Annotated in this window: 25 protein-coding genes; 12 read left to right on the top strand and 13 right to left on the bottom strand. The window is 74.9% G+C overall.

Features of this window, described 5'->3' with window-relative positions; translation table 11 throughout:
* Positions 1-26 precede the first annotated feature (26 nt).
* Both ACFPL3_RS29480 and ACFPL3_RS29475 read left to right on the top strand, forming a co-directional pair.
* Positions 27-1,058, top strand: a complete 1,032-nt coding sequence (locus tag ACFPL3_RS29480; RefSeq protein ID WP_343945066.1) for a nitronate monooxygenase — start codon at positions 27-29, stop codon at positions 1,056-1,058.
* Positions 1,055-1,702 carry an MOSC domain-containing protein gene (locus ACFPL3_RS29475; protein WP_343945065.1) on the top strand — a complete coding sequence of 216 codons (648 nt, stop codon included), beginning with the start codon at positions 1,055-1,057 and terminating at the stop codon, positions 1,700-1,702. Before ACFPL3_RS29480 ends, ACFPL3_RS29475 begins: the two co-directional genes overlap by 4 nt.
* A 39-nt stretch (positions 1,703-1,741) precedes the next feature.
* On the opposite strand, the gene ACFPL3_RS29470 is transcribed toward ACFPL3_RS29475, so the two are convergent.
* Positions 1,742-2,152 (bottom strand): MarR family winged helix-turn-helix transcriptional regulator, encoded by a 411-nt coding sequence (locus tag ACFPL3_RS29470; RefSeq protein ID WP_343945118.1) that lies wholly within the window; start codon positions 2,150-2,152, stop codon positions 1,742-1,744.
* A 151-nt stretch (positions 2,153-2,303) separates the two neighbouring features.
* A complete protein-coding gene (locus ACFPL3_RS29465) occupies positions 2,304-3,269 on the bottom strand; it encodes a zinc-binding dehydrogenase (RefSeq protein WP_343945064.1) in 966 nt (321 codons plus the stop codon).
* A gap of 74 nt (positions 3,270-3,343) precedes the next feature.
* Here ACFPL3_RS29465 and ACFPL3_RS29460 point away from each other — a divergent pair, with 74 nt between their 5' ends.
* Together ACFPL3_RS29460 and ACFPL3_RS29455 are read left to right on the top strand one after the other, a co-directional pair.
* Positions 3,344-3,550 carry a hypothetical protein gene (locus ACFPL3_RS29460; RefSeq protein ID WP_343945063.1) on the top strand — a complete coding sequence of 69 codons (207 nt, stop codon included), beginning with the start codon at positions 3,344-3,346 and terminating at the stop codon, positions 3,548-3,550.
* A gap of 152 nt (positions 3,551-3,702) precedes the next feature.
* The gene (locus ACFPL3_RS29455; RefSeq protein ID WP_343945062.1) at positions 3,703-5,022 is read left to right on the top strand and encodes a lipopolysaccharide biosynthesis protein; all 1,320 of its coding nucleotides are present in this window, start codon (positions 3,703-3,705) and stop codon (positions 5,020-5,022) included.
* Positions 5,023-5,214: 192 nt separating this feature from the next.
* Here the strand turns inward: ACFPL3_RS29455 and ACFPL3_RS29450 are convergent, their stop codons facing one another.
* On the bottom strand, positions 5,215-6,048 hold the full coding sequence (locus tag ACFPL3_RS29450) for an NAD-dependent protein deacetylase (RefSeq protein ID WP_379589763.1): 834 nt from the start codon (positions 6,046-6,048) through the stop codon (positions 5,215-5,217).
* A gap of 76 nt (positions 6,049-6,124) precedes the next feature.
* Between ACFPL3_RS29450 and ACFPL3_RS29445 the strand changes: the two genes are divergently transcribed.
* Both ACFPL3_RS29445 and ACFPL3_RS29440 read left to right on the top strand, forming a co-directional pair.
* Entirely contained in the window at positions 6,125-6,712 is a 588-nt protein-coding gene (locus ACFPL3_RS29445) for a TIGR03086 family metal-binding protein (RefSeq protein WP_343945061.1), read from the top strand.
* Complete coding sequence (locus ACFPL3_RS29440; RefSeq protein WP_343945060.1) at positions 6,709-7,149, top strand: nitroreductase/quinone reductase family protein; 441 nt, start codon at positions 6,709-6,711, stop codon at positions 7,147-7,149. The genes ACFPL3_RS29445 and ACFPL3_RS29440 overlap by 4 nt, the downstream gene beginning before the upstream one ends.
* Before the next feature lie 7 nt (positions 7,150-7,156).
* On the opposite strand, the gene ACFPL3_RS29435 is transcribed toward ACFPL3_RS29440, so the two are convergent.
* The 3 genes from ACFPL3_RS29435 to ACFPL3_RS29425 are packed head-to-tail and all read right to left on the bottom strand — an operon-like array spanning position 7,157 to position 10,705.
* Positions 7,157-7,927, bottom strand: coding sequence for an enoyl-CoA hydratase-related protein (locus ACFPL3_RS29435; protein ID WP_343945059.1), 771 nt, complete (start codon positions 7,925-7,927; stop codon positions 7,157-7,159).
* Positions 7,924-9,852 (bottom strand): ABC transporter ATP-binding protein, encoded by a 1,929-nt coding sequence (locus tag ACFPL3_RS29430; RefSeq protein WP_379589762.1) that lies wholly within the window; start codon positions 9,850-9,852, stop codon positions 7,924-7,926. The genes ACFPL3_RS29435 and ACFPL3_RS29430 overlap by 4 nt, the downstream gene beginning before the upstream one ends.
* A 55-nt stretch (positions 9,853-9,907) precedes the next feature.
* On the bottom strand, positions 9,908-10,705 hold the full coding sequence (locus ACFPL3_RS29425) for a helix-turn-helix transcriptional regulator (RefSeq protein ID WP_343945057.1): 798 nt from the start codon (positions 10,703-10,705) through the stop codon (positions 9,908-9,910).
* An 85-nt stretch (positions 10,706-10,790) separates the two neighbouring features.
* Here ACFPL3_RS29425 and ACFPL3_RS29420 point away from each other — a divergent pair, with 85 nt between their 5' ends.
* On the top strand, positions 10,791-11,198 hold the full coding sequence (locus tag ACFPL3_RS29420) for a PaaI family thioesterase (RefSeq protein WP_343945056.1): 408 nt from the start codon (positions 10,791-10,793) through the stop codon (positions 11,196-11,198).
* Positions 11,199-11,388: 190 nt separating this feature from the next.
* Positions 11,389-12,327: an NADP-dependent oxidoreductase gene (locus ACFPL3_RS29415; RefSeq protein WP_343945055.1), complete on the top strand. Its 939-nt coding sequence runs from the start codon at positions 11,389-11,391 to the stop codon at positions 12,325-12,327.
* Here ACFPL3_RS29415 and ACFPL3_RS29410 read toward each other — a convergent pair.
* Both ACFPL3_RS29410 and ACFPL3_RS29405 read right to left on the bottom strand, forming a co-directional pair.
* Complete coding sequence (locus ACFPL3_RS29410; protein ID WP_343945054.1) at positions 12,317-13,567, bottom strand: sensor histidine kinase; 1,251 nt, start codon at positions 13,565-13,567, stop codon at positions 12,317-12,319. The two genes, ACFPL3_RS29415 and ACFPL3_RS29410, sit on opposite strands and share 11 nt — an antisense overlap.
* Positions 13,564-14,238, bottom strand: a complete 675-nt coding sequence (locus ACFPL3_RS29405; protein WP_343945053.1) for a response regulator transcription factor — start codon at positions 14,236-14,238, stop codon at positions 13,564-13,566. Before ACFPL3_RS29405 ends, ACFPL3_RS29410 begins: the two co-directional genes overlap by 4 nt.
* 157 nt (positions 14,239-14,395) lie before the next feature.
* On the opposite strand from ACFPL3_RS29405, the gene ACFPL3_RS29400 reads away from it, so the two are divergent.
* A complete protein-coding gene (locus tag ACFPL3_RS29400) occupies positions 14,396-14,737 on the top strand; it encodes a hypothetical protein (protein ID WP_379589761.1) in 342 nt (113 codons plus the stop codon).
* A 40-nt stretch (positions 14,738-14,777) separates the two neighbouring features.
* Here ACFPL3_RS29400 and ACFPL3_RS29395 read toward each other — a convergent pair whose 3' ends face one another.
* Positions 14,778-15,971, bottom strand: coding sequence for a coiled-coil domain-containing protein (locus ACFPL3_RS29395; RefSeq protein WP_379589760.1), 1,194 nt, complete (start codon positions 15,969-15,971; stop codon positions 14,778-14,780).
* Between the two features lie 509 nt (positions 15,972-16,480).
* On the opposite strand from ACFPL3_RS29395, the gene ACFPL3_RS29390 reads away from it, so the two are divergent.
* Positions 16,481-17,416, top strand: a complete 936-nt coding sequence (locus ACFPL3_RS29390) for a M23 family metallopeptidase (RefSeq protein ID WP_343945869.1) — start codon at positions 16,481-16,483, stop codon at positions 17,414-17,416.
* Here the strand turns inward: ACFPL3_RS29390 and ACFPL3_RS29385 are convergent.
* A complete protein-coding gene (locus ACFPL3_RS29385) occupies positions 17,373-18,698 on the bottom strand; it encodes a sulfatase family protein (protein WP_343945870.1) in 1,326 nt (441 codons plus the stop codon). The genes ACFPL3_RS29390 and ACFPL3_RS29385 overlap by 44 nt on opposite strands.
* Positions 18,695-20,026, bottom strand: coding sequence for an MFS transporter (locus ACFPL3_RS29380; RefSeq protein WP_343945871.1), 1,332 nt, complete (start codon positions 20,024-20,026; stop codon positions 18,695-18,697). Before ACFPL3_RS29380 ends, ACFPL3_RS29385 begins: the two co-directional genes overlap by 4 nt.
* An 81-nt stretch (positions 20,027-20,107) precedes the next feature.
* On the opposite strand from ACFPL3_RS29380, the gene ACFPL3_RS29375 reads away from it, so the two are divergent.
* Entirely contained in the window at positions 20,108-21,127 is a 1,020-nt protein-coding gene (locus ACFPL3_RS29375; RefSeq protein ID WP_343945872.1) for a LacI family DNA-binding transcriptional regulator, read from the top strand.
* A gap of 3 nt (positions 21,128-21,130) precedes the next feature.
* On the opposite strand, the gene ACFPL3_RS29370 is transcribed toward ACFPL3_RS29375, so the two are convergent.
* Together ACFPL3_RS29370 and sthA are read right to left on the bottom strand one after the other, a co-directional pair.
* Positions 21,131-22,039, bottom strand: a complete 909-nt coding sequence (locus ACFPL3_RS29370; RefSeq protein ID WP_343945873.1) for an EamA family transporter — start codon at positions 22,037-22,039, stop codon at positions 21,131-21,133.
* Positions 22,040-22,077: 38 nt separating this feature from the next.
* Positions 22,078-23,484 (bottom strand): Si-specific NAD(P)(+) transhydrogenase, encoded by a 1,407-nt coding sequence (gene sthA, locus ACFPL3_RS29365; RefSeq protein ID WP_343945874.1) that lies wholly within the window; start codon positions 23,482-23,484, stop codon positions 22,078-22,080.
* A gap of 299 nt (positions 23,485-23,783) precedes the next feature.
* Here sthA and ACFPL3_RS29360 point away from each other — a divergent pair, with 299 nt between their 5' ends.
* The gene (locus ACFPL3_RS29360; protein ID WP_379589759.1) at positions 23,784-24,818 is read left to right on the top strand and encodes a DUF4192 domain-containing protein; all 1,035 of its coding nucleotides are present in this window, start codon (positions 23,784-23,786) and stop codon (positions 24,816-24,818) included.
* Positions 24,819-24,820 lie beyond the last annotated feature (2 nt).

The raw sequence follows: 24,820 nt of genomic DNA, 5'->3' as shown, positions 1-24,820 counted from the left end.
GGCGGCGCGGCATTAGCGTGAGCGGTGTGCTGACGGCGCTGGACTCCCCGATCGTGGTGGCGCCGATGGCGGGCGGCGCCACCACCCCCGACCTGGTCACCGCCGTGTCCGAGGCTGGTGGGTTCGGATTCCTCGCAGGCGGCTACCTCGGCGCCGACGCGCTGGCTGCCGCCGTCGCCGCCGTGCGGGAGCGCACCGCGCGCCCGTTCGGCGTGAACCTGTTCCTCCCCGGCGAGCGGCGCGACGCCGGCGTGGCCGCGTACCGCGAGCGGCTGGTGGCGGCGGGGCTGGAGCCGGGGGAGCCGGAGTGGGAGGACGACGGGTACCCCGGCAAGCTCGCGCTCCTGCTCGCCGACCCGGTGCCGGTGGTCTCGTTCACCTTCGGCTGCCCCGAGCCCGCCGCGGTCGCCCGGCTGCGCGCGGCGGGCAGCGAGGTGCTCGCCACCGTCACCAGCCCGGACGAGGCGCGGCAGGCCGCAGCGGCGGGCGTCGACGGGCTCGTCGTGCAGGGCGTGGAGGCGGGCGGGCACCGCGGCGTGTTCGACGACGACCCCGGCGACCCGGCGGGCGGGCCGCAGTACGGGCTGCTCGCGCTGCTGCGGCTCGTCGCCGCCGCCACCGATCTGCCGCTGGTGGCCGCGGGCGGCATCGTCGACGGCGCGGGCGTCGCCGCAGTGCTGGCCGCGGGGGCGGTGGCCGCGCAACTCGGCACCGCGTTCCTGGCCTGTCCGGAGGCAGGCACCCGGCCCGCCCACCGGGCCGCCCTCACCGACCCCGGCGGGCCGCCGACGGCGATCACCCGTGCGTTCACCGGGCGCCCCGCCCGGGGCGTCCGCAACGCCTTCCTCGATGCCCACACCACCGCGGCCCCGGCCGCCTACCCACAGGTGCACCACATGACGCGACCGATCAGGGCCGGCGGCGACCCGGCCACCACCAACCTCTGGGCCGGCCAGGCCTACCCGCTCGTCCGGGCCGTGCCGGCGGCCGAGCTCGTGGCCACGCTCCGCGCGGAGGCGCGCGAGGCGGCCGCCCGCGCCACCGGGAGCCTCCGGTGACGGGGCGGGTCGAGTCGGTCAACGTCGCCGTGGTGCGCAGCGACATCGACACGCGGGCCCCGGACGGGCGCACCGGCATCGACAAGCGGCCCGTCGACGGACCGGTGCTGCTGGCGGTCGCCGGCGTGGAGGGCGACACCATCTGCCACACCAAGCACCACGGCGGCCCCGACCAGGCCGTCTACGCCTACGCGAGCGAGGACCTCGCGTTCTGGGCGGCCGAGCTCGGCCAGGACGTGCGCCCCGGCGGGGTGGGGGAGAACCTCACGGTCTCCGGCGTCGACTGCACCGGCGCCGTGCTCGGCGAACGCTGGCGGGTGGGCGAGGCGGTGCTGCAGGTGCGCAGCAGTCGCACGCCGTGCCGGGTGTTCTCCTCGTTCCGCGGCGTGCCGGATCTGGTGAAGCGGTTCATCGCGGCCGGCCGGCCCGGGGCGTACCTCGCCGTGGAACAGTCCGGGCTGGTGTGCGCCGGCGACACGGTGGAGCTGCTCGACCGGCCTGGTCACGGGGTGACCGTGGCCGACCTGATGGCCGCGTCCACCGTGTCGCGGGAGCGGGTGCCCGAGGTGGCCGTGGCCCGGCGGTACATGGGGGTGCGGGACCAGCGGTGGCTCGATCGGGCTCTCGAGTTGTCGGGGACGTGAGTTCCGGGGGATCAGTAGGGGGGTCGGGGGATACGGGGGTCAGACGGGCTGGCTCGCCAGCGCTTCGAGGAGCTCGGCGAGCTGCGCGCGTTCGGGGGTGTGGGCGGAACCGAGGGCCTCGCCCGCTCGGCGTTCGACCCGGCCGCAGACCCGCTCGACGACGGCGCGGCCGCCGCTCGCGAGGTGGACGAGCACGCGCCTGCGGTCGATCGGGTCGGTACGGCGGTAGGCCAGCTGCGCGGCGACCAGGCGGTCGACGACACGGGTGGCGGTGGGGGCCGGCAGAGCGGTGTGCGAGGCGATCTCGCCCATGCTCCGCCCGCCGCCCCGGGCGAGCATCAACAGCACCCGCCATCCGTCACGACTGACGCCCTCGGCGGAGGTGACCGGCGAGAGTGCAGCGGCAACAGCACGGTCCAATCGGTCGAGCAGGTCGACCAGTCCTGTCATCCGCGGCGGCGCCGGGGCGGGGATGCTCCCCGGCGCCATTCGACTTGGTGGCTCAGACACGGTCACACACTGTACGTCCTGAGAAGGCCGAACGGGGTTCTCAGGAACCCGAACCCTTAGACGAACGGCCGATTCAGCGCGATGAACGGTTTCATCGGGTAAATACGATCTTCCCGGAAGTGTCTCCGTCGAGCATCGCGCGGAAGCCCTCGGCCGCCCGATCCATCGGCAACTCGAGCCCGATCTCGGGCGCGATGCCGGCGTTCTCGACGAATTTCAGCAGGTCGACGAGCTCCTGGCGCGTCCCCATGGTCGAGCCGATCACGCGCAGCTGGAGGAAGAACAGCCGCTGGAGGTCGGCACCGGGGTTCGCCCCACTGGTCGAACCTGAGACGACGATCACCCCACCGGGTTTGAGTGCACGCATCGAGTGCGACCACGTGGCGTCACCGACGGTCTCGAAGACGGCGTCGACCCGCTCCGGCAGCCGCTCCCCGGACGGGAACGTGGCGTGGGCGCCGAGGCGCTCGGCCACCGCGCGCTTCTCCTCGGTGCGGCCGGTCACCCAGACCCGCATCCCGGCGGCGCGGCCCAGCTGCACCAGCGCGGTGGACACACCACCGGACGCGCCCTGCACGAGCATCGTCTGCCCCGGCCGCAGCCCGGACTTCGTGAACAGCATCCGGTAGGCGGTGAGCCACGCGGTGCCCATCACCGACGCCTGCGCGGTGGTGAGGTTCGCCGGCTTCGGCACGACGTTGCGCGCGGGCACGACCACCGTGTCCGCGAACGTCCCCTGGTGCTTCTCGGTGAGCAGCGTGCGCCTGGGGTCCAGCGTCTCGTCGCCGTCCCACGCGGGGTCGCCGATCACCGAGTGCACGACGACCTCGGTGCCGTCGGCGAGGGTGCCCGACCCGTCGCAGCCGAGGATCATCGGGAACTGGTCGGGCTTGATCCCGACCCCGCGCAGGGTCCACAGGTCGTGCATGTTGAGGCTCGCGGCGCGGACGTTCACGGCCACCCAGCCCTCCGGCACCTCCGGATCGGGGCGCTCGCCCACGGTGAGCGAGTCGAGCGGAGCGTCGGGGGCTGGCTCTGCGGCGTAGACGGCGAACATGCCGCGGAATCTAGTGCGGATCGCCCGGGGTTACTGTGTGAGCCGCGTCGGGCGAACCGCGTCGTGCGGGAGCCGTGGGGGTGGTGGACGTGGTGCGGGCGTTGGCGGACTGGTGGGACGCCGTCGAGCTCTGGCTCACCCAGCTGCCCTTCGGGTTCCAGGTCGTGCTGGCCACGGTCGTGCTGGTGCCGCTGTGCTGGGGCACCGCCGTCGCCGCCGACCGCGCGGTCGACGCCGCCGCCTCCCGCATCGCCGCGCGGCGCGCGGCGCGTCGCCCCTGACCCGCTCCCGTACCCCGGGCGGGTGACGTAGATCATCCTTCTCAGCGTCGCTTCAGGCTGGAGCTTGCTCTCAGCGTGGCTTCAGTGCTCACCCCACAGGGTGAGAGTCGACCGCGGGGCCCGCGCCCCATCGTCGGCGACCGGAAGGCCACATGACGACGCTGCAGGACCACCCCGAGCCCGTCCGGGGCACCGCCGCGTGGCTGCTGCGCGGCTGGCGCACCCCGCAGCACCGCGACGGGCTCGCGCTCGTCCTGAGCTCCGGGCTCACCTCGGTGCTCGGCCTCGTCTTCTGGATCGTGGCTGCCCGTCTGTACGACCCGGCGACGGTGGGCGTGAACAGCACCGTCCTGTCCGCCATGACGCTGCTGGGCACCGCGGCGCAGCTCAACCTCGGCAACGCGCTCCTGCGCTTCGTCCCGGTGGCGGGCCGGCACGCCCGCGCGCTCGTGGTGGGCTGCTACGCCACGGCGCTCGCGGCGGCCACCCTGGCCGGCGCGGTGTTCGCCGCGGGCGCCCCGTGGTGGGCACCCGAGCTTTACGCGGTGTTCGGCGGCTCCGAGCTGCTGGCGTTCTTCACCCTGGCCACGCCGGTGTGGGCCGTGTTCGTGATGCAGGACTACGTCCTGCCCGCGATCAAGCAGGCCCGGCTCGTGCCCCTGGAGAACCTCGTGTTCTCCCTGCTGAAGATCGTGTTCCTCGCGGGTGCGGCCGCGCTCGGGCTCTGGACCGGGCTCGCCGTGGCCTGGGTGCTCGCCACCGCCGTGATCGTCCTGCTCGTCTCCGCGTACCTGGCCCGGGTGCTCCCGCGCGCGCCCCGCGACGCCGCACCGCCCACGGTCACCGCGCGGGACGTCGCCACGTTCGTCCGCGCCGACTACGCGGGCACCGTGCTCCTCCTGGCCGCGGTGTTCGGCCTGCCGCTCGCCGTGCTGGCCCGGCTCGGACCCGGCGCCGCCGCCGTGTACGGCATCGCCTGGCAGATCGCGTACGCGCTCTACCTGGTCGTCAACGGCATGGGGCAGTCGCTGGTGGCCCACGTCGCCGCCGACCCCGACGAGCTCGAGACCGCCCGGCGCGGCATGGTCCACAAGGCCATGGCGCTGCTCCTGCCCGCCTCGCTCGCGATCTCCGCGGGCGCCTACCCGCTGATGTCGCTCTTCGGGGAGCACTACGCGCAGGAGGGCACCCTGCTGCTCGTGCTGCTCGTGCTCTCGGCCGTGCCGAACGTCATCACCTGGTCGACGGTCTGGGCCGCCCGCGTGCGCCGCGACGGGCGCGTCCTGTTCGGGCTGCCGGCGGCGATCACCGCGGCCGTCATCGGCGGCAGCTGGTTCCTCATGCCCGTGATGGGCCTGGCCGGCACCGGTGTGGCGTGGCTGGGCGCGCAGACCGTCGCGGCCGCCTGCATCCTCCTCGCCCGCGCCCGTCCGGCCGGAGGATCGCGGCCCAGCCCGATCAGCCGCCGCTGATCACGCGCGAGCAGTACCTCACGGCTGCCTGCGGGACCGCGGTGTGCGGGTCGGCCTGATCAACCGACCCGGATCGGCCCGAGAAGTACCGGACGGTCGTAACGTCCGCCGGGACGTGCGGCTCGGTCCGATCTTGCGCTCGGGCGCGGCGCGAGCAGTGCCTCGCTGCTGTCGCGCGGACCGCGGTGTGCGTCAGGCTGCGGTGCTCGCCGCGGCGGCCAGGGTGGAGAGCGTCTCGGAACAGCCCGCGTCCACCCGCACGGTGGCGAGGTCGTCGCCGCGCGTCGCACCCCGGTTGACAATCACGACGGGGATGCCGGCCTTGTGGGCGTGGCGCACGAACCGCAGCCCCGACATCACGGTCAACGACGAGCCCGCCACGAGCAGCGCCGCGGCCGCGTCGACCATCGCGTACGCCCGGGCCACCCGCTCGCGCGGGACGTTCTCCCCGAAGAACACGACGTCCGGCTTGAGCACGCCGCCGCAGCCCGTGCAGCTCGCCGTGCGGAAGCCGTCGACGGCCGCGAGCTCGGCGTCGCCGTCCGGGGCGGCCTCGACGGCGTTGCCCGCGGCCTCGACGAACCCCGGGTTCAGCTCGGCGAGCCGTTCCTGCAGCGCGGCACGGGAGCTGCGCCTGCGGCAGCCCACGCAGACGACGTCGTCGATGCGGCCGTGCAGGTCGATCACGGCGCGGCTGCCTGCCGCCCCGTGCAGCCCGTCGACGTTCTGCGTGATCAGCCCGTGCAGCGCCCCGCAGCGCTCGAGCGCGGCGAGCGCGACGTGGCCCGCGTTCGGGGTGGCCCGCGCCATGCGCGCCCAGCCGACGTGGCTGCGTGCCCAGTACCGCCGCTGCGCAGCCTCGCCGGACAGGAACTCCTGGTACGTCATCGGGGTGCGGCGGGGCGAGCCGGGGCCGCGGTAGTCGGGGATGCCGGAGTCGGTGGACAGCCCGGCACCGGTGAGCGCCACGATCGGGCGGCCGGCGAGCACTCCGAGTGCGCGGTCGAGCGCGGGCGCGAGCAGCACCCCACCAGGCTAACCGGCCCGAGCGGGTGTCGCGTTCGTGCAATACGGCCGGGGCGCCGCCGCCGAGGCTGTGAGCATGCACGCCGACTTCCTGCGCCAGAGCATCGACCTGGCCGTCGCGACCATCCGCGACACCGACACCGCCCGCTTCGACGACCCGTCGCCGTGCGCGGACTACGCCGTCCGGGACGTCGTCAACCACCTCGCGTTCGGGTTCCTGTTGGCCCACCGGTCCGGGGCGCGCGAGCCGTGGGACCCGTCCTGGACCGCCGCCGACCGCACGCCCTACCTCGTCGGGCTGCCCGCCGACAAATGGGCGGCCGCCTGCGCCGACGAGGCCGAGGCCGCCGCCCGCGCCTGGGCCGACCCGGCCGCCTGGGAGGGCGACGCCGAGATGGGCGGCGCCGCGATGCCGGCCGCGGCGGTCGGCTCGATGATGACGGCCGAGTTCGCCGTGCACTCCTGGGACCTGGCCGTCGCCACCGGCCGCACGGTCGACGTCCCCGACGGGCTCGCCCGCGCCGTGCTCGACGGGGTGCTCGCCATCGCACCCTCGGGACGCGAGGGGGGCTGGTTCGCCGCCGAGGTGGCGCTGCCGGCCGACGCCCCACCGTTCCCGCGCGCGCTCGCCGCGTCCGGCCGCGACCCGCGGTGGACGCCGTGACCCGGCCGGGCCTGCCCGCGGACGTGCGCGCCGTCAACAGGCGGGTGATCGCGCAGTTCCGGGCGGGCGGGCCGATCGACGGGATGCACCGCGAGCGGCTCCTGCTGCTCACCACCACGGGCCGCCGCAGCGGCTCGTCCCACACCACGCCGATGATGTTCCACCGCGACGGCGACCGCGTGCTCGTGATCGCCTCGAACGCCGGCGCGCCCGAGCACCCGGACTGGTACCTCAACCTCGTCGCCGTCCCCGAGGTCGTCGTCGAGGTGGGCGACGAGTCCGGGGCGCCCCGCCCGGCCACGGCCGCCACCCTCGGGGGCGACGAGCGCACGCGGATCTGGGAGGTGCTGAAGCGGACCTACCCGTTCTTCGCCGAGCACGAGGCGATCACGGAGCGGACCATCCCGGTGGTGGCGCTGGCCGCCGCTCAGCGGTAGGCGCGGCTCAGGGCTCCTGGGCCCACGCAGGCCTGCGCTTCTCGGCGAAGGCCCGCATGCCCTCCTGCCCCTCCTCGCCCGCGAAGAACCGCGCCGACAGCTCCTGCATCGCCGCGAACTGCGCAGCGAGCTCGGCCGGGCGCTCGCCGCGCAGCATCTCCTTGGTGGCGGCGAGCGCGCCGGGGGCGCCCAGCCGCAGCATCTCCACGTAGCGGGCGACCTCGGCGTCGAGGTCGGCCGCCGGGACCGCGCTGTTGACCAGCCCGATCCGCACGGCCCGCGGCCCGTCGAACGTCTCGCCGGTGAGGAACAGCTCGTGCGCCGCGCGCGGCAGCAGCCGCGGCAGCACGGTGACCGAGATGACCGCGGGCACCACGCCGATCCGGACCTCGCTGAACGCGAACGTGGCCTCCTCCGCCACCACGGCGATGTCGCAGGCCGCCACCAGGCCGACGCCACCGGCCCGCGCCGGGCCCGCGACCCGCGCCACCACCGGCTTCGGGGAGCGCCAGATCCCCTCGAGGATCGCCGGGAACTCGTTGACCCCCTGCTGCCCGGCCCCGGCGTCACGCGACTCCTTCAGGTCCATCCCGGAGCAGAACACCCGCCCGGTGTGGCCGAGCACGATCACGCGCACCGCGTTGTCATCGATCGCCGCCTGCAGGTGGGCCAGCAGCTCGCGGCGCAGCTGCGCGGACAGCGCGTTGCGGTTGGCGGGGGAGTCGAGCGTGATCGTGGCGACGCCGGCATCGACGTCGAGGTGCACCAGCTCCGTCATGCCGGGACCGTATCCCGCCCGGTGTCGCGGTGGCCGTCGTCGTCGGCGTACGCGCGGGCCTGCAACGTGAAGAGCTCGTGGTAGGTGCCGCGGCGCGCCATCAGCTCCGCGTGGGTGCCGTGCTCGGTGATCCGGCCCCGCTCCAGCACCAGGATCTGGTCGGCGTGGCGGACGTTGGCCAGCCGGTGCGTGACCAGGACGGTGATGCGGTCGCGCGCCGTGCCTGCGAGCCCGCGCAGCGCCGCGAACACGGCGTGCTCCGCCCGGGCGTCCAACGCCGCGGTGGGCTCGTCGGCGATCACCACCGGGGCGTCGCGGTAGAGGCCGCGTGCCACCGAGATGCGCTGCCACTGGCCCCCGGACAGGTCGCGCCCGCCCTGGAACTGCCGCGACAGCACCGTGGCCCAGCCCTGGGGGAGGCCGGCCACCACCTCGTCGGTGCCGGAGCGGGCCGCGGCCTCGAGCAACCGGGCGTCGTCGGGGTCGGGGCGCTCGAGGCGGCCGATGCGGACGTTGTTCTCCGCGTGCATCGGCCAGCGCAGCGGGTCCTGCAGCACCACCGCGACCCGCTCGTGCAGCGCGCGCTGGTCGATCCCGGCGACGTCGACGCCGTCCCAGGAGACCGTGCCGGAGTCGGGCAGGTACAGGCCGGTGACGAGCTTGGCGAGGGTGGACTTGCCCGACCCGTTCTCCCCGACGAGCGCGATCACCTCGCCGCGGCGCAGCGTGACGCTCACGTCCTGCACGGCGGGCTGCTCCTGGCCGGGGTAGCGGAACGTGACACCGGACAGCGTGATCTCGGACGGCCCGCCGCGCAGCCGCCGCGTGGCGGGGGAGCGCCTGCGGCGCGCGGCGTCGCGGAGGCAGGAGCGGTAGAGGTCGAGGTAGAAGCTCGCCTCGTAGAGGCGGTTGAACTTGAACACCGTGTTGGCCACCGCCTGGCCCGCGGTGCGCATCGCCAGCGCGGCGGCGCCTGCCAGCGGGAGCGGCAGGCCGCCTGCGTAGAGGAGGAGGGCGAGCACGCCGTACGCCAGGCCGGTGCCGATCCCCGAGATCGTGCGGCCCACCAGCTGGACGACCGTGCGGTCGCGTTCGAGGCGCACGGCGTCGGCGGTGATCACGTCGGCGATCCGGCGGTGTTCGCCCATGAGCACGGACTGGGTGGTGAACGCCCGGACCTCCGCCGCCGGCCCGCGCTCGGTGATGAGGTGCGCGGTGACCCCGAGCCTGCGGTGGGCGGAGTTCATCCGCACGAACGAGTCGAACATCAGCCGTGCCGTACGCACGGTGGCCCACCCGCGCGGCAACGCCGCCAGCAGCACCACCGGCGCCAGCACGGGGTGCAGCACCCCCGCGGTGACGACCGCGGCGGACACCGACACGAGACCCGCGATCAGGTCGCCGGTGTCCTGCACGCAGCTGCGGACCCGCATCGGCCCCTGCCGGGACGCGCGCTCGACGAGCTCGGTGAAGTCGGCGTCGTCGAACGCGACGAGGTCGACACCGAGGACCGCGGCGTGCAGGTCGTGCTGCGCCCGCTGCTCGACCCGCGGCACGAGCGCCCCCTGCACGGCCCCCACCGCGGCGTCGAGCAGGCCGCGCGCCGCGGCGGCCGCGACGACCGTGGCGATGGCGGGCAGCGCCGCCACCACCCGCTCCGGCGTGGGGCCCTGCGCGAGCAGCTGCGTGAAGACGTCGGCGGTGGCGAGCAGCCCGAACGCGGTGACCGCCCCCGCGACGAGCTGCACGGCCCCGGCGAGGAGCGTGAGCCGGGGCGAGGCCCGCCAGGCCCACCGCACGGCCAGCGCGACGGTGCCCGGTGCCTTGGCCGCCACCGCCCGCCAGCCCGCACCGGCCGTGGCCGCGTAGCCCTCGGCCCACTGCGGGGTCTCCATGTCCTCGACGCCGATCAGCGGTTTGCCCACCCGGCCCCACCCCCGGCCGTCATGGTGCCGGGTGGGTCCGACAGTTCGCGCCGCGTCAGCCGAACCGCTCCCGCAGGTACGCGGAGGTGGCGTCGTCGGCGGGGAAGAAGCTCTCGACCGCGATCTCGTCGAGCGTGACGTCCAGCGGGGCGCCGAGCACAGCCACCGTGCTGAAGAGGGTGAGATCCTGGTCGGGGTGGCGCAGCCGCAGCGGCAGCACGATCCGGTCCCGCGGCTGGGCCATCGGGTCCAGCCCGGCGTCGCGGCAGTATCCGACCAGCTCGTCGAGCAGCACCCGCAGCCCCGTGGTGGCCGCCCGCTCGGCCTGCCGCCGCAGCCGCGACACCAGGTGCGCCGCGTACTCGGCCAGGTCGACCACGTGCGGGGCGAGCCCGCGCGGGTGCAGGCTCGCGCGCAGCACGTTCACCGGCGGTGTGAGCAGCTCCGGGTCCACCAGCTCGGTGAGCAGCGAGGTGGCCGCGTTGGCGCCCAGGAGGTTCCACGACCCGTCCACGAGCACCGCCGGGTAGGGGGAGTGGCCCTCCAGGATCCGGTTCAGGGAGCGCCGCACCTCGGTCATCTCGGCGTCGTCGAGCGAGTGCTCCCCGTAGGCGGGTGCGTACCCGGCGGCCAGCATCAGCTCGTTGCGTCCACGCAGGGGCACGTCCAACTCCTCGGCGAGCAGCAGCACCATCTCCCGGCTGGGCCGGGACCGCCCGGTCTCCAGGAAGGACAGGTGCCGGGCGGAGACGTCGGCCTGCAGGCCGAGGTCGAGCTGGGTGAGCCGGCGGCGCCGGCGCCAGTCGCGCAGCAGGGAACCGAAGCTCGTGCCGGTGGCGGTCGCGGCGGTCATGCGGCGACGCTAACGGCCCGCGGGCCGCCGCTCGATGACCCCGTGGGTAATGGACCGGCGTCGGCCGGCCCGCCAGGGTGGCGGCATGACCGACGAGCTCACCGCGCAGCTGCACGCCGCCATGCCGTTCACCGCACTGATCGGGGCCATGGCACTGCGCGCCGGCGCGCAGGAGGTGGCCCTGCGGCTGGAGTGGGACCCCACCCGCTGCACCAGCGGCGGTCTCCTCCACGGCGGCGCCCTGATGGCACTCGCCGACTCCGCTGGTGGCTGGTGCGCATACTTCAACCTCCCCGAGGGCGCCACCGGCACCGCCACCACGACGTCGGCGACCAACTTCCTCCGACCGGTCACCGGTGGGCACGTCGACGCCCTCGCCCGACCGCTGAACGTCGGGCGCACCGTGATCGTGGTCGACACCGAGTTGCGCGACGCGGACGGCCGCCTCGCCGCGCGGGTGACGCAGACGCAGGCGGTGATCCGGAGGCCGTAGCGCGGGGGCCCTCCCGAAGGGCAGGAAAGCCACATTCAGGGCCGGAGAGGCCCTGAATGTGGCTTTCCTGAACTCGCCGGGGGCCTGGCCCGGCGCGGAAAGCCTGCCGTTCGTCGCGCGACGCCCGAGCGGGGCACGTTCGGGCCCGCGCGGCAGGGGGCAGCGGTGGTAGGCATCGCGGGTGGGAACGATGCGCGTCATCACACAGCTGTCGACCGGCGGTCCGGAGGTGCTCGAGCTCGGCGAGGCGGAAATCCCGCAACCCCTCCCCACCGAGATCCGGGTGCGGGTCGGGGCGGCGGGCGTCAACCCGGTCGACTGGAAGACCCGCGCGGGATCGGGGATGGCCTCGGTGATCGGGCCGCCGCCGTTCACGGTGGGCTGGGACGTCGCGGGCACGGTGGACGCGGTCGGGAGGGGCGTCACGCGGTTCGCGGTGGGTGATGCCGTGTTCGGGATGCCGTGGTTCCCGCGGCAGGCGGGCGCGTACGCCGAGTTCGTCACGGCGCCTGCCCGCCAGTTCGCGCACCGGCCGGCCGGGCTCACGGAGGTGGAGGCGGCGGGCCTGTCGCTGGCCGGTCTCACGGCGTGGCAGTGCCTCGTGGACATCGCCGCCGTCCAGCCGGGGCAGCGCGTCCTCGTGCACGCCGCCGCGGGCGGGGTGGGTCACCTCGCGGTGCAGATCGCGAAGGCCCGCGGGGCGTACGTCATCGGCACGGCGTCCGGCCCCAAGCACGACCTGCTGCACGACCTGGGCATCGACGAGGCGGTGGACTACCGCGCGGAGGACTTCGAGAAGGCGGTCGACCCGGTCGACCTGGTGCTGGACACCATCGGGGGCGCCGTCGCGGTGCGTTCGCTCGACGTCATGCACCCGGAGGGCAGGCTCATCTGCCTGCCGTCGGCGGCGGCGGCCGACGCGCTCGCGGCGGCCTCGGAGCGCGGGCTGCGCGCCACGTCGATGCTCGTGGAGCCCGACGGGCACGGGCTCGAGCAGCTCGCCGCCCTCGTGGACGACCGCAGGCTGCGGGTGCTCGTGGCGGAGACGTTCCCGCTGGTGCGGGCCTCGCACGCGCACCGGGCGGGGGAGCTGGGCCGCACCACGGGCAAGCTGGTGCTCACGGTCTGAGCGGCATCCGCGCCCGCAGGAGCGCTCCCGGCGGCCCGCCCGCCACCGCGAGGGTGCCGCCGTGGTGCACGGCGATGTCGCGGGCGATGGCCAGCCCCAGCCCGGCGCCTCCCGCGTCGCGGTCCCTGGCCTCGTCGAGGCGGGTGAAGCGGTCGAAGACGGCCTCGTGCTGGTCGGTGGGGATGCCGGGGCCGTCGTCCTCGACCTCGAGCACGGCCGCGCCGTCCTGTACGCGCAGGTGGACGGTGACCGTGGCCGCCGCGTGCCGCACGGCGTTGTCGACGAGGTTGGCCACCAGCCTGCGCAGCCCGTCGGCGGCGCCGCGCACGACGATGTCGGCGTCGATGGCGAGGTCGACCCGCACGTCGGTGCGGGGGCGGGCCCGCGTCGCCTCCTCGGCGGCGACCTGGCCGAGGTCGACCTCCTCGTGCTCGGGTGGCTCGCCCGCGTCGAGCCGGGCGAGGAGCAGCAGGTCGGTGGTGAGGCGCTGGATCCGCTCGACGTCGGCGAGCGCCTCGGTGGTGAGGGGCTGGGGCGGTGCGATCTCCAGCCGGGTGCGCAGCACGGCGAGCGGGCTGCGCAGTTCGTGTGCGGCGTCCGCGACGAACCGGCGGTGCCGCCCGACGGCCTGTTCGAGCCTGTCGAGGGTGCGGTTCGTGGTCTCGGCGAGGAGCCGGACCTCGTCGCGCGCGTCGGGGACGGGGACGCGCCGGTGCAGGTCGGTGGCGGTGATGTCGGCGAGTTCGCGGCGGATCGCGGACACCGGGGCCAGGGCGCGGCCCATGGCGATCCAGGTGAGCGCGGCGACCAGCAGGAGGAGGGCGGGGATCCCGGGCAGCAGCACGGCCTGCAGGGTCTGCAGGGCGGTGGCGGCCGGGTGCAGCGACGCGCGGGCCTGCACGAGCACCTCGCCGTCGGCGGTGCGCACGGGCAGGCTGGCCACGGCGAAGCGCTCCGTCGGCGCGAAGGCCGGCGCGCTCGGCTCGGGGACGGCGGGCCGCACGACGACGTCCGGCGCCACCGTGCGGATCAGCACCGGTTTCGCGGGTTCGGCGGGTACGGACAGGAGCTCGGCGGTGACCGCGGCGCGGCGTTCGGCTTCGAGGGCCGCGCTCTCGGCGAGGCTGCCTGCGAGCACCCCGGTGAGCACCGCGGAGGCCACCCCGAGTGCCACGGCGACCACCGCTGTGGCGGCGAGCGTGGCGCGCAGCCGCACCGATGTGCGCGGGCGCGCCCTCACGGCGTGGCCTCCAGCCGGTAGCCGGCGCCGCGGACCGTCACCAGCGAGGTCCGCCCGAACGGGGCGTCGATCTTGCGCCGGAGCGCGCTGACGTAGACCTCGACGATGTTGGGGTCGCCGTCGTAGGCGAAGTCCCAGGCCTGCGCGAGCAGCTCCCGTTTCGACACGACCTCGCCCGCGCGCCGCGCCAGCCCGTGCAGCACCGCGAACTCCTTCGGCGTGAGCGGGATGTCCACCTCTCCGCGACGGCAGCGCAGGCCCGCAGGGTCGAGCGTGAGGTCGCCGACCGCGATCGACACCGGCCGCGCCGCGCCGCCGCGGCGCACGAGCGCCCGCAGCCGGGCCAGCAGCACCACGTAGGAGAAGGGCTTGGAGAGGTAGTCGTCCGCCCCGGTGTCGAGCGCCTCGGCCTCGTCGTGCACGCCGTCCTTCGCGGTGAGCATCAGGATCGGCGTCCAGTTCCGCTCGGCCCGCAACGCGGTGCAGACGGAGTAGCCGGACAGCCGCGGCAACATCACGTCGAGGACGATCACGTCGTAGGTGTTCTCGGCCGCGAGCCACAGCGCGTCCCGCCCGTCGTGGGCGACGTCCACCGCGAACCCCTCGTTCGCCAGCCCGCTCGCGAGCACGTCGGTGAGCCGTCGCTCGTCGTCCACCAGCAGCATCCGCACGACGGGCAGTCTCGCGCGCGCGGCTGAGCCGAACCTGAAGACGCGTTCGGGCGCGTTCAGGACCGGTTCAGCCTTACCCGGCCAGGGTCGCCTCCGTCAGTGGAGGACGAGTGGAAGGCGAAGGATGCGCAAGCGTGGGGGATGGAGACCCGTCGCGGTGGCCGTGCTGGTGGCGGCCGGGCTGCCGGTGGTGACGGCGGGGGCGGCCTCGGCCGACGAGCCGGACCGCGGGCCCGTGATCGTGACCTGTGAGGACGGCGAGCTCGTGACGCGCGAGCCGACGGAGGAGGAGCGCGAGCGGCTGCGGGCCCTCCCGGTGCCGCCCGAGCGGGTGCGTGCGGTGCCGGCCCGCCCGGGGACGGGCGTCGGGCCGGACGGCGCCACGGTGCGGGTGGCCCCCGCCGAGCCGGCGCCGCCGCCGGTGACGTGTGACGGCGACGGTCCGCGGGAGCCGCGGGTCGAGCGGGTGGTGCCGGCGCTACCCGCGCCGATCCGCTGACCGCGCGGGGTGGCCGGGGGGCGCGTGCCCGGCCGCCCCGTCACGACGCCGCGCGCCGGGCCTCGGCGACGACCTCGCGCACCCGCTCCTGGATGCCGCGCAGCTCGGAGAGGTAGAGCCAGTAGTCGGGGTGCACGCCGGTGAGCCGCTCCTGGGCGTTGTCTAGCCGCACCGACTGCGCGTCGAGGATCGGCCCGAACTCGCGGACGAGGCCGCGGTCCACCACGAGGCGCTGCGCGTCGCGCAGCACGAACCTGGCGTCGGCGGCGTGGCGGGCCGGATCGGCCTTGACCTCGCGCAGCGCGGCGAGCCGGTCGACCACCGCGTCGTGGCGGTCCTCGGCCCGCGCGAGCGCCGAGCGGGCGGCGGTGACCTGGTCGGCCGCCTCGTCCCAGTCGCCCGCGTCGGCGAGTCGTCCGGCCTCGGCGACGGCGCGCCCGGCGTCGGCGATGGCCTCCCGCGCGGCGTTCTCGGCGCCGGTGAGGTCCCGGGAGCAGGGTTCGGAGAACTCGCGCCGCAGCGCGGAGAGCGCGGGCGCGATGCGGCCCGCCTTGGTCTCCGCGGCGGCGCGGCGGGTGGCGATGCTGGTGAGCGCCGTGCGCACCTGCTGCGCCGTGCGCGGTGCGTCGGCGGCGAGCGACGCGGCCGAGCGGGCCAGCTCGAGCGTGCGCTGGGCCGCCGCCCGACGCTCCCGCAGCCCGGCGCCGGCGGCGTCCAGTGCGGCGGCACCCTGTTCGGCCTCGCCGAGGCGTTCCTCGGCCCGCCGCGAGCGCACGCCCGCAGCGGTGGCGCCCTCCACGGCGGTGCGCGCGGTGACGAGCGCCGTGCGCGCCTCCTGCACCGTGCGAGGCAGCGTGCGCGCGGCGTACTCGGCCTCGTCGAGGGTGCGCGAGTGCCCGGCGCGGAACCGGCGGATGGCCTCCCGCGCCCGTTCGATCTCGCGCAACGCCTTCTCGTCGGCGTCGCGGGCGCCGCGCGTGGACCGGCTGCCGTCGAGCGGGTGTTCCTGGGTGGCGGTGAGGTAGGCGCTGGTGGCCGCATCGCCGACCGCGGCGATCCCGGTCCACTCCTGCCGCAGCCGCGACCCGCTGCCGAGCTCCATGGCCACCCGCACGGCCTCGGCCACCGCGCGCTGTTCGTCGTCGAGGGCGAGGAACGCCTGGGTGGCTGCGTTGCGCGCGGCCAGGACCTCCTCGTCGGGGAACTCGTCCCCACGCTCTGACCTGCGGAACACCTCGCTCCCCTCGCGCGCGCCGGCGGCCCAACCGTACCGGCATGGCGCCGGTCCGGGCACCGGACGAGTGATCCGGGCCGGAGCGCTTGACGGACGGAGAGCGGTTCGATCCTGATCTTGGCCGCGTGCCGCCCGGCGCAGCGGCTGCGGCGATCGGTAGGCCGGGTTGCCCCGTTCGTCGGTACCGGGGCGGGCGGACACCGTCCGGTACCGGCCGGTAACCGCGGTCCGCCGGGGGACACGACATGACCATGCGGTGAACGGCGAGCCATCCCCATGATCGTTTCTGGGGGTCGCGGCGTTACTGCCGCTCGTCGCGCGACTCGGGCCAACGGCCTCAGTCGCCGCGGTCTCGGCTTGTTCAACGCCCAGCGGCCGTTAACGTTGCTCGTGGATCGATAACGACCCGGTCACAAAACCGGACACGGACCGAACGCCCCCCGACGGTCCGCCCGCACCCCCGAGCGGGACGTCCGGCCGGGTCGCCACGAGATCCGGAAGGAAAGGTCGTGGCTCGGCACCGCTCCCCCCAGGGCCGGCGCGCGCACCTCGGGCCCCCGCTGTCCGCCGCACTGGCGGCAGCGGGGGTCGGTGGCGCCCACCGGTCGGTACCCGTCCAGCAGTTGACCTCGTCGCTGCCCGCACGATTCGTCGCCACCGTGGTGGCAGGCGGAGCGCTGGCGGCCACGGCGCAGCACGCTCTTGCCCAGACCCTCCCCGTCGCCGCCGACGGCGCCGCGTTGCGCGTCGCCGTCGAGGAGCTCCTCGGCACCGAACCGGAGCCGATCTCCGCGGCCGACACCTTCGACGCCGCGGGCGCGGCCTCGGTGGCGTTCGCCCCGGTGGTGCCGGAATCGGTCGCCGACCTGCCCGCCGACGCCCCCGTGGCCGACGCGGCGTCCCTGGTCAAGGCCGCCGACCTGCAGGCCGCCGCCGAGGCCGCGGCACGCGCGGCGGAAGAGGCGGCCAAGGCGGCGGAGGCCGCCCGCGCTGCCGAGGCGGCCAAGGCCGCGGAGGCGGCGAAGGCTGCAGAGGCGGCGAAGGAGTCCGCTTCGGCCGGCGGCGCCGTCCAGCTGGTCAGCGGCCGCGTCACGTCCGGTTTCGGCTCCCGCTGGGGCCGCGCCCACCGGGGCCTCGACATCGCCGCGCCGATCGGCACCCCGATCCACGTCCCGCTCGCGGGCACCGTGATCGAGTCCGGCCCGGCGAGCGGCTTCGGCATGTGGGTGCGGGTGCGGCACGAGGACGGCACCGTCACCACCTACGGCCACATCAACCGCTCGCTGGTGAAGAAGGGTCAGGAGGTGGGGGCGGGCGAGGTGATCGCCGAGGTCGGCAACCGCGGCCGCTCCACCGGCCCGCACCTGCACATCGAGGTCAACACCCCGGGCGGCAAGAAGATCAACCCGCGGCCGTGGCTGGACCAGCACGGAATCGGCTACTGATCACCGGCCGCTGCTCGCCCGCCTCCACGATCCGCTCCACCAGCCGCGCGCGCAGCTGCGCGAGCACGTCACGGTGGGCCGGGCTGTCGACGAGGTTGTGCAGCTCGTGCGGGTCGTCCCGCAGGTCGTAGAGGTGGGAGTCGACGTAGCGCGCGGCGGCCGGGGTCGTCCACCCGTCCTCGCCGGGGGCCACGGCCGCGTACTTCCAGCGCGGGGTGCGCAGCGCCCGCCCGACCTGCGACTCGCTGATCTGCACGAGGACGTCGTCGGGCCGCGGGTCCGTCTCGCCCCGCAGGAGCGGGAGCAGTGAGCGGCCGTCCATCTCCGGCGGCACCGCGATGCCCGCGGCGTCGAGGAGCGTCGGCGGGAGGTCGAGGTGGCTCACGAGTCGCCGGGCCGGGCGCCCGTCGTCGAACCCCGGGCCGGCGAAGGCGGTGGGCACCCGGATCGACGCGTCGTGGCAGCTGCGCTTGTATTCGCCGTTGCGCGTCTTGAAGTGGCAGCCGTGGTCGGAGGTGTAGAGCACCACCGTGTCCTCGGCGAGGCCCAGCTCCGTCAGCGTGCTCCGGATCCGGCCGAGGCACTCGTCGACCCGTCGCACCATCCCGTAGTAGCCGGCGATGTGGTCGCGGGTGGTGCCGTCGAGGGCGGCGAGGTCGCCGGGCAGCCAGGGGTCGGGGTAGCGCTCGGCGTAGCCGTGCGGGGCCGGGTAGTCGTCGCGGCTGTTCTGGTGGTGCGGCTCCAGATAGGACAGGAACAGGAAGAACGGCCGGTCCCGCTGCTCGCGCAGGTAGGAGATCGCGGCGTCGGTGAGGGCGTCGGCGCGGTAGCCGGGCAGGTCGTGCGGCTCGCCGCGCTCGTCGTAGAGGGTGGTCTCGTAGGCGTCGGAGGTGAACTCGAGCAGGTTGGACGTCAGCCACCGCTCGTAGCCTCCGCGCTGTTCCGGGCGCACCGGGCCCGCCACGTCGTCGTCGGCGAGGTGCCACTTGCCCATGTAGGCGGTCTCGTATCCGGCGGCGGTGAACCGGTGCGCCAGCGTCGGCTCGCCCACCGGGAGCGGGATGCCGTTGCGGAAGCAGCCGGTGGACGTCGGCCAGCGGCCGGTCTGCAGCGCGGCCCGCGAGGGCGCGCACACGGGCTGGCAGGTGAACGAGTGCTCGACGTGCGTGCCCTCGCGGGCCATCCGGTCGAAGTGCGGCGTGAGCCCGTGCGGGTTGCCGTGCACACCGGTGGTGTCGAAGCGCTGCTGGTCGGTGAAGAAGACGAGGACGTTGCGCGTCACGCAGGGGCCTCCTGGGACCGGGTCTCGAGTTCGGACACGTCGACGTCGCGGGTCTCCGGCAGGAACGCGGTGGCCAGCGCCGACACCAGGCCCAGCCCGACGGCGAGCGTCGCCACCGGCCAGCTCGCGCCGCCCGACGCCACGAGGAGCGCGGTGGCGATCGCGGGCACGAACCCGGCCACCATCGCCGAGAGCTGGTAGGCGAACGACATCCCGGAGTACCGCACGCCGACGCCGAACATCTCGGTGAACAGCGTGGCCTGCAGGCTGGACATGCACACCGCACCGCCGAGCACGGCCAGCGCCATCGCCGTCCAGATCAGGGTGGTGGAGCCGGAGTCGAGCAACCAGAAGTACGGGAACGCGCTCACGGCGACGAACAGGGCGCCGACGAGGTAGACGGGCCTGCGGCCGGCCCGGTCGGAGAGCGCGCCCGCCACGGGGATGAGCGCGAGCCCGAGGAGGTTGTAGAGCACCACGCCGGTGAGCGCCACGCCCGAGCCGTGCCCGAGGCTCGTGGTGACGTAGCTGATCGCGAACGGCTGGTAGATCTGCGAGCTGCCGGCCTCGCCGAGCCGCACGCCGAATGCGACGGCGATGTTGCGCGGGTAGCGGCGCAGCGCGGTGAGCAGCGGGATGCGCTCCTCCCGCCCGGCGGCCTTCACCTGCTGGAACGCGGGCGTCTCCTGGATCGTGAGCCGGACGACGAGCCCGGCGACCAGCAGCACGGCGCTGAACAGGAAGGGGATGCGCCAGCCCCAGGCGAGGAACTGCTCCTCGGGGAGCGCGGCGAACAGGCTCACCACGCTGACGGCGATGAGGTAGCCGATCGCGCCCCCGGTCTGCGGGAGGCTGCCCCAGAAGCCGCGCCGGTGGCGCGGCGCGTGCTCCACGGTGAGCAGCGACGCCCCGCCGAACTCGCCGCCGAGGCCGAGCCCTTGCACGACCCGCAGGAGCACCAGCAGCGCCGGGGCCCAGAGGCCGATCGAGTGGTAGTCGGGGAGGAGCCCGATGAGGAACGTGGCCGTCCCGATGATCATCATCGTGGTCACGAGCACCTGCTTGCGGCCGAGCCGGTCGCCGAGGTGGCCGAACACGAGCGCGCCGAGCGGGCGGGAGACGAACCCGACGCCGAACGTCGCGAGGGAGGCCAGCGTGCCGAGCACCGGGTCGATGTCCGGGAAGAACAGCTTGCTGAAGACGAGCGCCGCCGAGATCCCGTAGAGGTTGAAGTCGTACCACTCGAGCATCGCGCCGGAGAGGCTCGCCGCCACCACCCTGGGCATGGGCTGAGCGGGCATGGGCCGACCGGGCTCGTGCCGCGTCATCGCTGCCTCCTGTGTTATTCGATTAACACAGCAACCTGGGGGTTGTCGCCCTCGGTGTAAAGGCGGGCTAACGTCACCATCGTGCCGCCGCGCCGACCCACCCAACGCGACATCGCCGAGCGCGCGGGGGTCTCCACCGCCACGGTCTCCTACGTGTTGTCCGGTCGCAGGGGAGGCGTGAAACCACCCCCGCCGGAGACGCGGGAGCGGGTGCTGCGCGCCGTCGCCGAGACCGGCTACCAGCTCGACCACGCAGGCCGCAGCCTGCGCAGGCAACGCACCGACGTGGTTGCGCTGATGTACCCGGCACCGTCGAGCCCTTGGTCGGACCGGCTGGCCGAGGAGCTGCAGGTGGCCGCGGCGGAACGCGGCTTCGCGGTCGTCGCGCTCCCGGTGATCACGAGCGCGTCCGGCGCGGCGATCCTGCGCGTCCTGCGCCAGCGCTACATCGACGGCGCCGTGCTCCTGCCGGACTGCCCGCTCGACGGCCCCGAGCTCACCGCGCTCGCCGCCCAGGGCCAGGCGCTGGTGGTCTTCGACGACGACCTCGAGCCCGACGGGTTCGACGTGGTCCGCCAGCACCGCTCCAGCGCCTGCCGCGCCGCCACCGAACGGCTGATCGCCGCAGGTCACCGGCGCATCGCCGTCCTCGCGCACGCCGACGACCACGGCCGCCCGCTCGCCGACGTCAAGCTGCGCAGCCACCTCGACGCCCTCGCCGCCCACGGCATCCCGGCAGACCCCGGGCTCATCCGGCCGGTCGCCGATTCCCGGTCCGACGCCTACGCCGCGGTGCGCGACCTGCTCCGGCTCCCGGACCCCCCGACGGCGTTGCTCTCGGCCACCGACCGGGCCGCCGTCGACGGCATCTGGGCCGCGCGCGACCTCGGCGTCGACGTGCCCGGCGGCCTCGCCGTCATCGGCATCGGCAACATCCCCGAAGGCCTGATGATCTCCCCGCCGCTCACCACCGTGGGTGCGGCGGCCCTCGACTTCTCCCGCGAGGTCGCCCGCCTCTTCGAACGCCTCGACGCCCCCGCCGCGCTCCCGGGAGTGGAGCTCGCGACCCCGTGGGAGCTCATCGTGCGCGCCTCCGGTTGATGCCTACGTCGCGGCGAGCAGCACCGCACCGGTGAGGACGGCGAGCACGGCACCGGCCTGGCGCAGCGAGAGGCGCTCGCGCAGCACCATCCGCGCGAGCACCACGCTCACCGCGGAGTCCAGGGACGCCAGCACGCTGACCACCCCGATATCACCCAGCGTGAACGCCACCGCCAATGAGACGTCGCCACCCGCGGCCAGCAGCCCGGCCCCGAGGAGCACGGGCAGCGCCGCGCGGGGCACGGCCAGCCGTGCGAGCGACCCGGCGAGCGCGATCGGCAGCAGCCCGAGCAGGCCACCGATCTGCAGGCCGGCCGCCACCCAGAGCGGGGACGTCGCGGCCGACCCGCCCGCGTCGATCAGCACGAACGCCGAACCGAAGGCCACGGCGGCGAGCAGCGCGGCCAGCGGCGGCGGGAGCCGCGGGGAGCGGGCACCACCCTCGTCCGGGCACCCGGGACGGGCTCCGGCACACGGTGGGTTCGGCTCCGCCGTCTCGGCCGCCCCCATGGCAGTGGCGAGCACCAACACGCCGAGCACCGCGACGGCCAGGCCCAGCCACCCGAGCACGCCGGGCACCTCGCCGCGAGCCACGCCCACCGCCACCGGGACGGCCGCACCGGACGCGGCCAGCGGAGCCACCACCGACACCGACCCGCGGGCCAACGCCCCGTAGAACAGCACCAGCCCGACGGCCGCCACAGCACCGGCGAGCAGCCCGAACACCAGGCCACCGAGCCGCGGTCCGCCCGCGACCGACCAGGCCATCGTGCCGACGACCAGCGTTCCCGTGAGGTGACCCCAGAACGCCACCGCGATCGGGCGGGCGTGGCGCGCCGCGAGCCCGGCCACGAGATCGCTCGACCCGTAGGCCACGCTCGTCAGCAGCGCCAGCAGTGCCGCGACTGCCACCCCGACCGCCCCCCCGCCGCCCGCCACGCCGGGCCGTGCTACGCCTGGAACACCTCGAGCGCGCGGATCTTGTTCGTCGCGTCCAGCGCCGCCACCTTGTACGCCTCGGAGAGCGTGGGGTAGTTGAGCACCGTGTCCACGAGGTAGTCGACGGTGCCGCCGCATCCCATGATCGCCTGCCCGATGTGCACGAGGTCGGTGGCGCCGGTGCCGAAGACGTGCACGCCCAGCAGGGTGCGGTCGTCGGTGGAGACGAGCAGCTTGAGCATCCCGTAGGAGTCGCCCACGATCGCGCCGCGGGCGAGCTCCCGGTAGCGCGACATCCCCACCTCGTAGGGCACGGACGCGGACGTCAGCTCCGCCTCGGTGCGGCCGCAGTAGGAGATCTCCGGGACCGTGTAGATCCCGATCGGCTGCAGTTCCTGCAGCTCACGGGCCGGCTCGCCGAACGCGTGGTAGGCGGCGAGCCTGCCCTGGTCCATGCTGGTGGCCGCGAGCGCGGGGAAGCCGATCACGTCGCCGACGGCGTAGATGTGCGGCACCGTCGTGCGGTACTGCTTGTCCACGGTGATGCGCCCGCGCTTGTCGGTGGTCAGGCCGGCCTTCTCCAGGTCCAGCTCGTCGGTCACGCCCTGGCGGCCCGCCGAGTACATCACCATGTCGGCCGCGATCCGCTTGCCGCTGGCCAGGCTCGTGACCGTGCCGCGCGGCGTCACCTCGACCTTCTCGACCTCCTCGCCGAACCGGAACGTGACGGACTGGTCGCGCAGGTGGAACTTGAGCGACTCGACCACCTCGGGGTCGCAGAAGTCCAGCATCGAGGGCCGCTTCTCGACCACCGTGACCCGCGTGCCCAGCGCGGCGAACATCGACGCGTACTCGATCCCGATCACGCCCGCGCCGACCACCACCATCGACCCCGGCACCCGCTGCAGCTTGAGCACGCCGTCGGAGTCGAGCACGTGCTCGTCGTCGAACTCCACCTCGGCCGGGCGCGCCGGCTTCGTGCCGGTGGCGATCACGATGTTCTCCGCGGAGACGGTGCTGCGGTCGCCCCGCGCCTCACCCTGCACGGTGACGGTGTGCTCGTCCTCGAACCGGGCGGTGCCCCCGATGATCTCGACGTGGTTGCGCAGCAGCTGGTTGCGGATGACCTCGACCTCGCGGCCGACCACGTGCTGGGTGCGCGCCAGCAGGTCGGCGATCGTGATCTCGCTCTTCACCCGGTAGCTCGCGCCGTACATGTCCCGCTGCGCGAACCCGGTGAGGTACAGCACCGCCTCGCGCAGCGTCTTGGACGGGATGGTGCCGGTGTTGACGCAGACGCCGCCCATCATGTTGCGCCGCTCCGCCACGGCGACGCGCTTTCCCAGCTTGGCGCCCGCGATCGCGGCCTTCTGGCCACCCGGTCCGGAGCCGATCACGAGCAGGTCGTAGTCGTACACGCGACGGTCCTCCCAGGGTCGACGGGCAGCCGAACGCCCTCCACGCAGCACAGCGTTGCCGCAGTGCCGCCTCGCGGCAAGCGCGGGAGATTAACAACAGGCGACGACGAGCTCGGATCCGCCGCCGCCCGCAGGCCCCGGTTGTCCACCTCGCGCCGGAAAGCGCCGCCCGGCGACCGGTTGTCCACAGCCGCACGGAGCAACGCCCGCGCCGCCCGACCGCACCGGCCCATTCTCGTCGCATGACGCCTCCCGCCGACCACCCTCCTGCCACCCCGCGGGTCGAGAGGCCCCCATCCGTGCCCCGGTCCGTGCTCCGCATCCGCGACCAGGGCGACCTGGTGGCCGCGGTCCCGGCGATGCTCGGCTTCCACCCGAGCGAGTCGCTCGTCCTGATGGCCACGGGTGGCGCCTCGGGTCGCCGGATCGGTCTCACGTTGCGCGTCGACCTGCCACCGCCGGAGCACCCGGAGTACGCCGAGCACGCCGAGCTCGTCGCCGCCTCCGCGGTGCGCGGGCTGCTCCTCGATGCGCCTGCGGGTGCGATCTGCATCGTCGTGAGCGCGGCAGCAGGGCGCCCACCCGACGATCTCCCGCACCGGTGGCTGGCCGGGCGGGCGGCCAAGGAGCTCGATCGGCAGTCCGTGCCGGTGCACGCCGCGATGTGGGCCGAGCACACCGTCGGTGGTGCCCGGTGGGCCTGTTACGACCCGTGCGGGTGCGCCGGGCGCGTCCCCGACCCGGCGGCCACCGCGTTCGTCGCGGCGGTGGTGGCCGAGGGCCGGGTGGTGCACGCCGACCGCGCCGAGCTGCTCGCGCTCGTGGCTCCCGCCGACGCCGAGCGGATCCGGCGTCGCGAGGAGGCGCTGATCCGGGCCACCGACGGTGACGTGGGGGACGTCGGCCCCGTGGTCGTCGAGGCGCGAGCCGGCATCGCGGCGGTCGACGCGGCGATCACCGACGCCGCGGCCGGCCGGCTCGACCTCGCCGACGACCGCGTGCTCGCCCTGGCCACGGCCCTGGGCATCGGCGAGGTGCGCACCGCCGCGGTGCAGTGGTGCCTGGGCGGGCGGGCCGCCGCGGCCGAGCAGCTGTGGGCGGCGCTGGCCCGCGAGACCCCGGATCCGGAGTCGGCCGAGCCGGCGGCGCTGCTGGCGGTGTCGGCGCTGCTGCGCGGCGACGGCGCACTCGCCAACGTCGCGCTCGACCGTGCGGAGCGGGCGTGGGCGGGCCACGCCTTCGCGGGGCTGGTCCGGCGCGTGGCGGCCGCCGGCATGCGGCCGTCGGCGGTGCGGGAGTTGCTGCTCGACGCCACCGCGGGAGGTGCCCGGTGAGC

The organism is Pseudonocardia zijingensis (genome assembly GCF_042657305.1).
Classification (GTDB): domain Bacteria; phylum Actinomycetota; class Actinomycetes; order Mycobacteriales; family Pseudonocardiaceae; genus Pseudonocardia; species Pseudonocardia zijingensis.
This window is presented reverse-complemented; position numbering and strand designations above follow the sequence as displayed.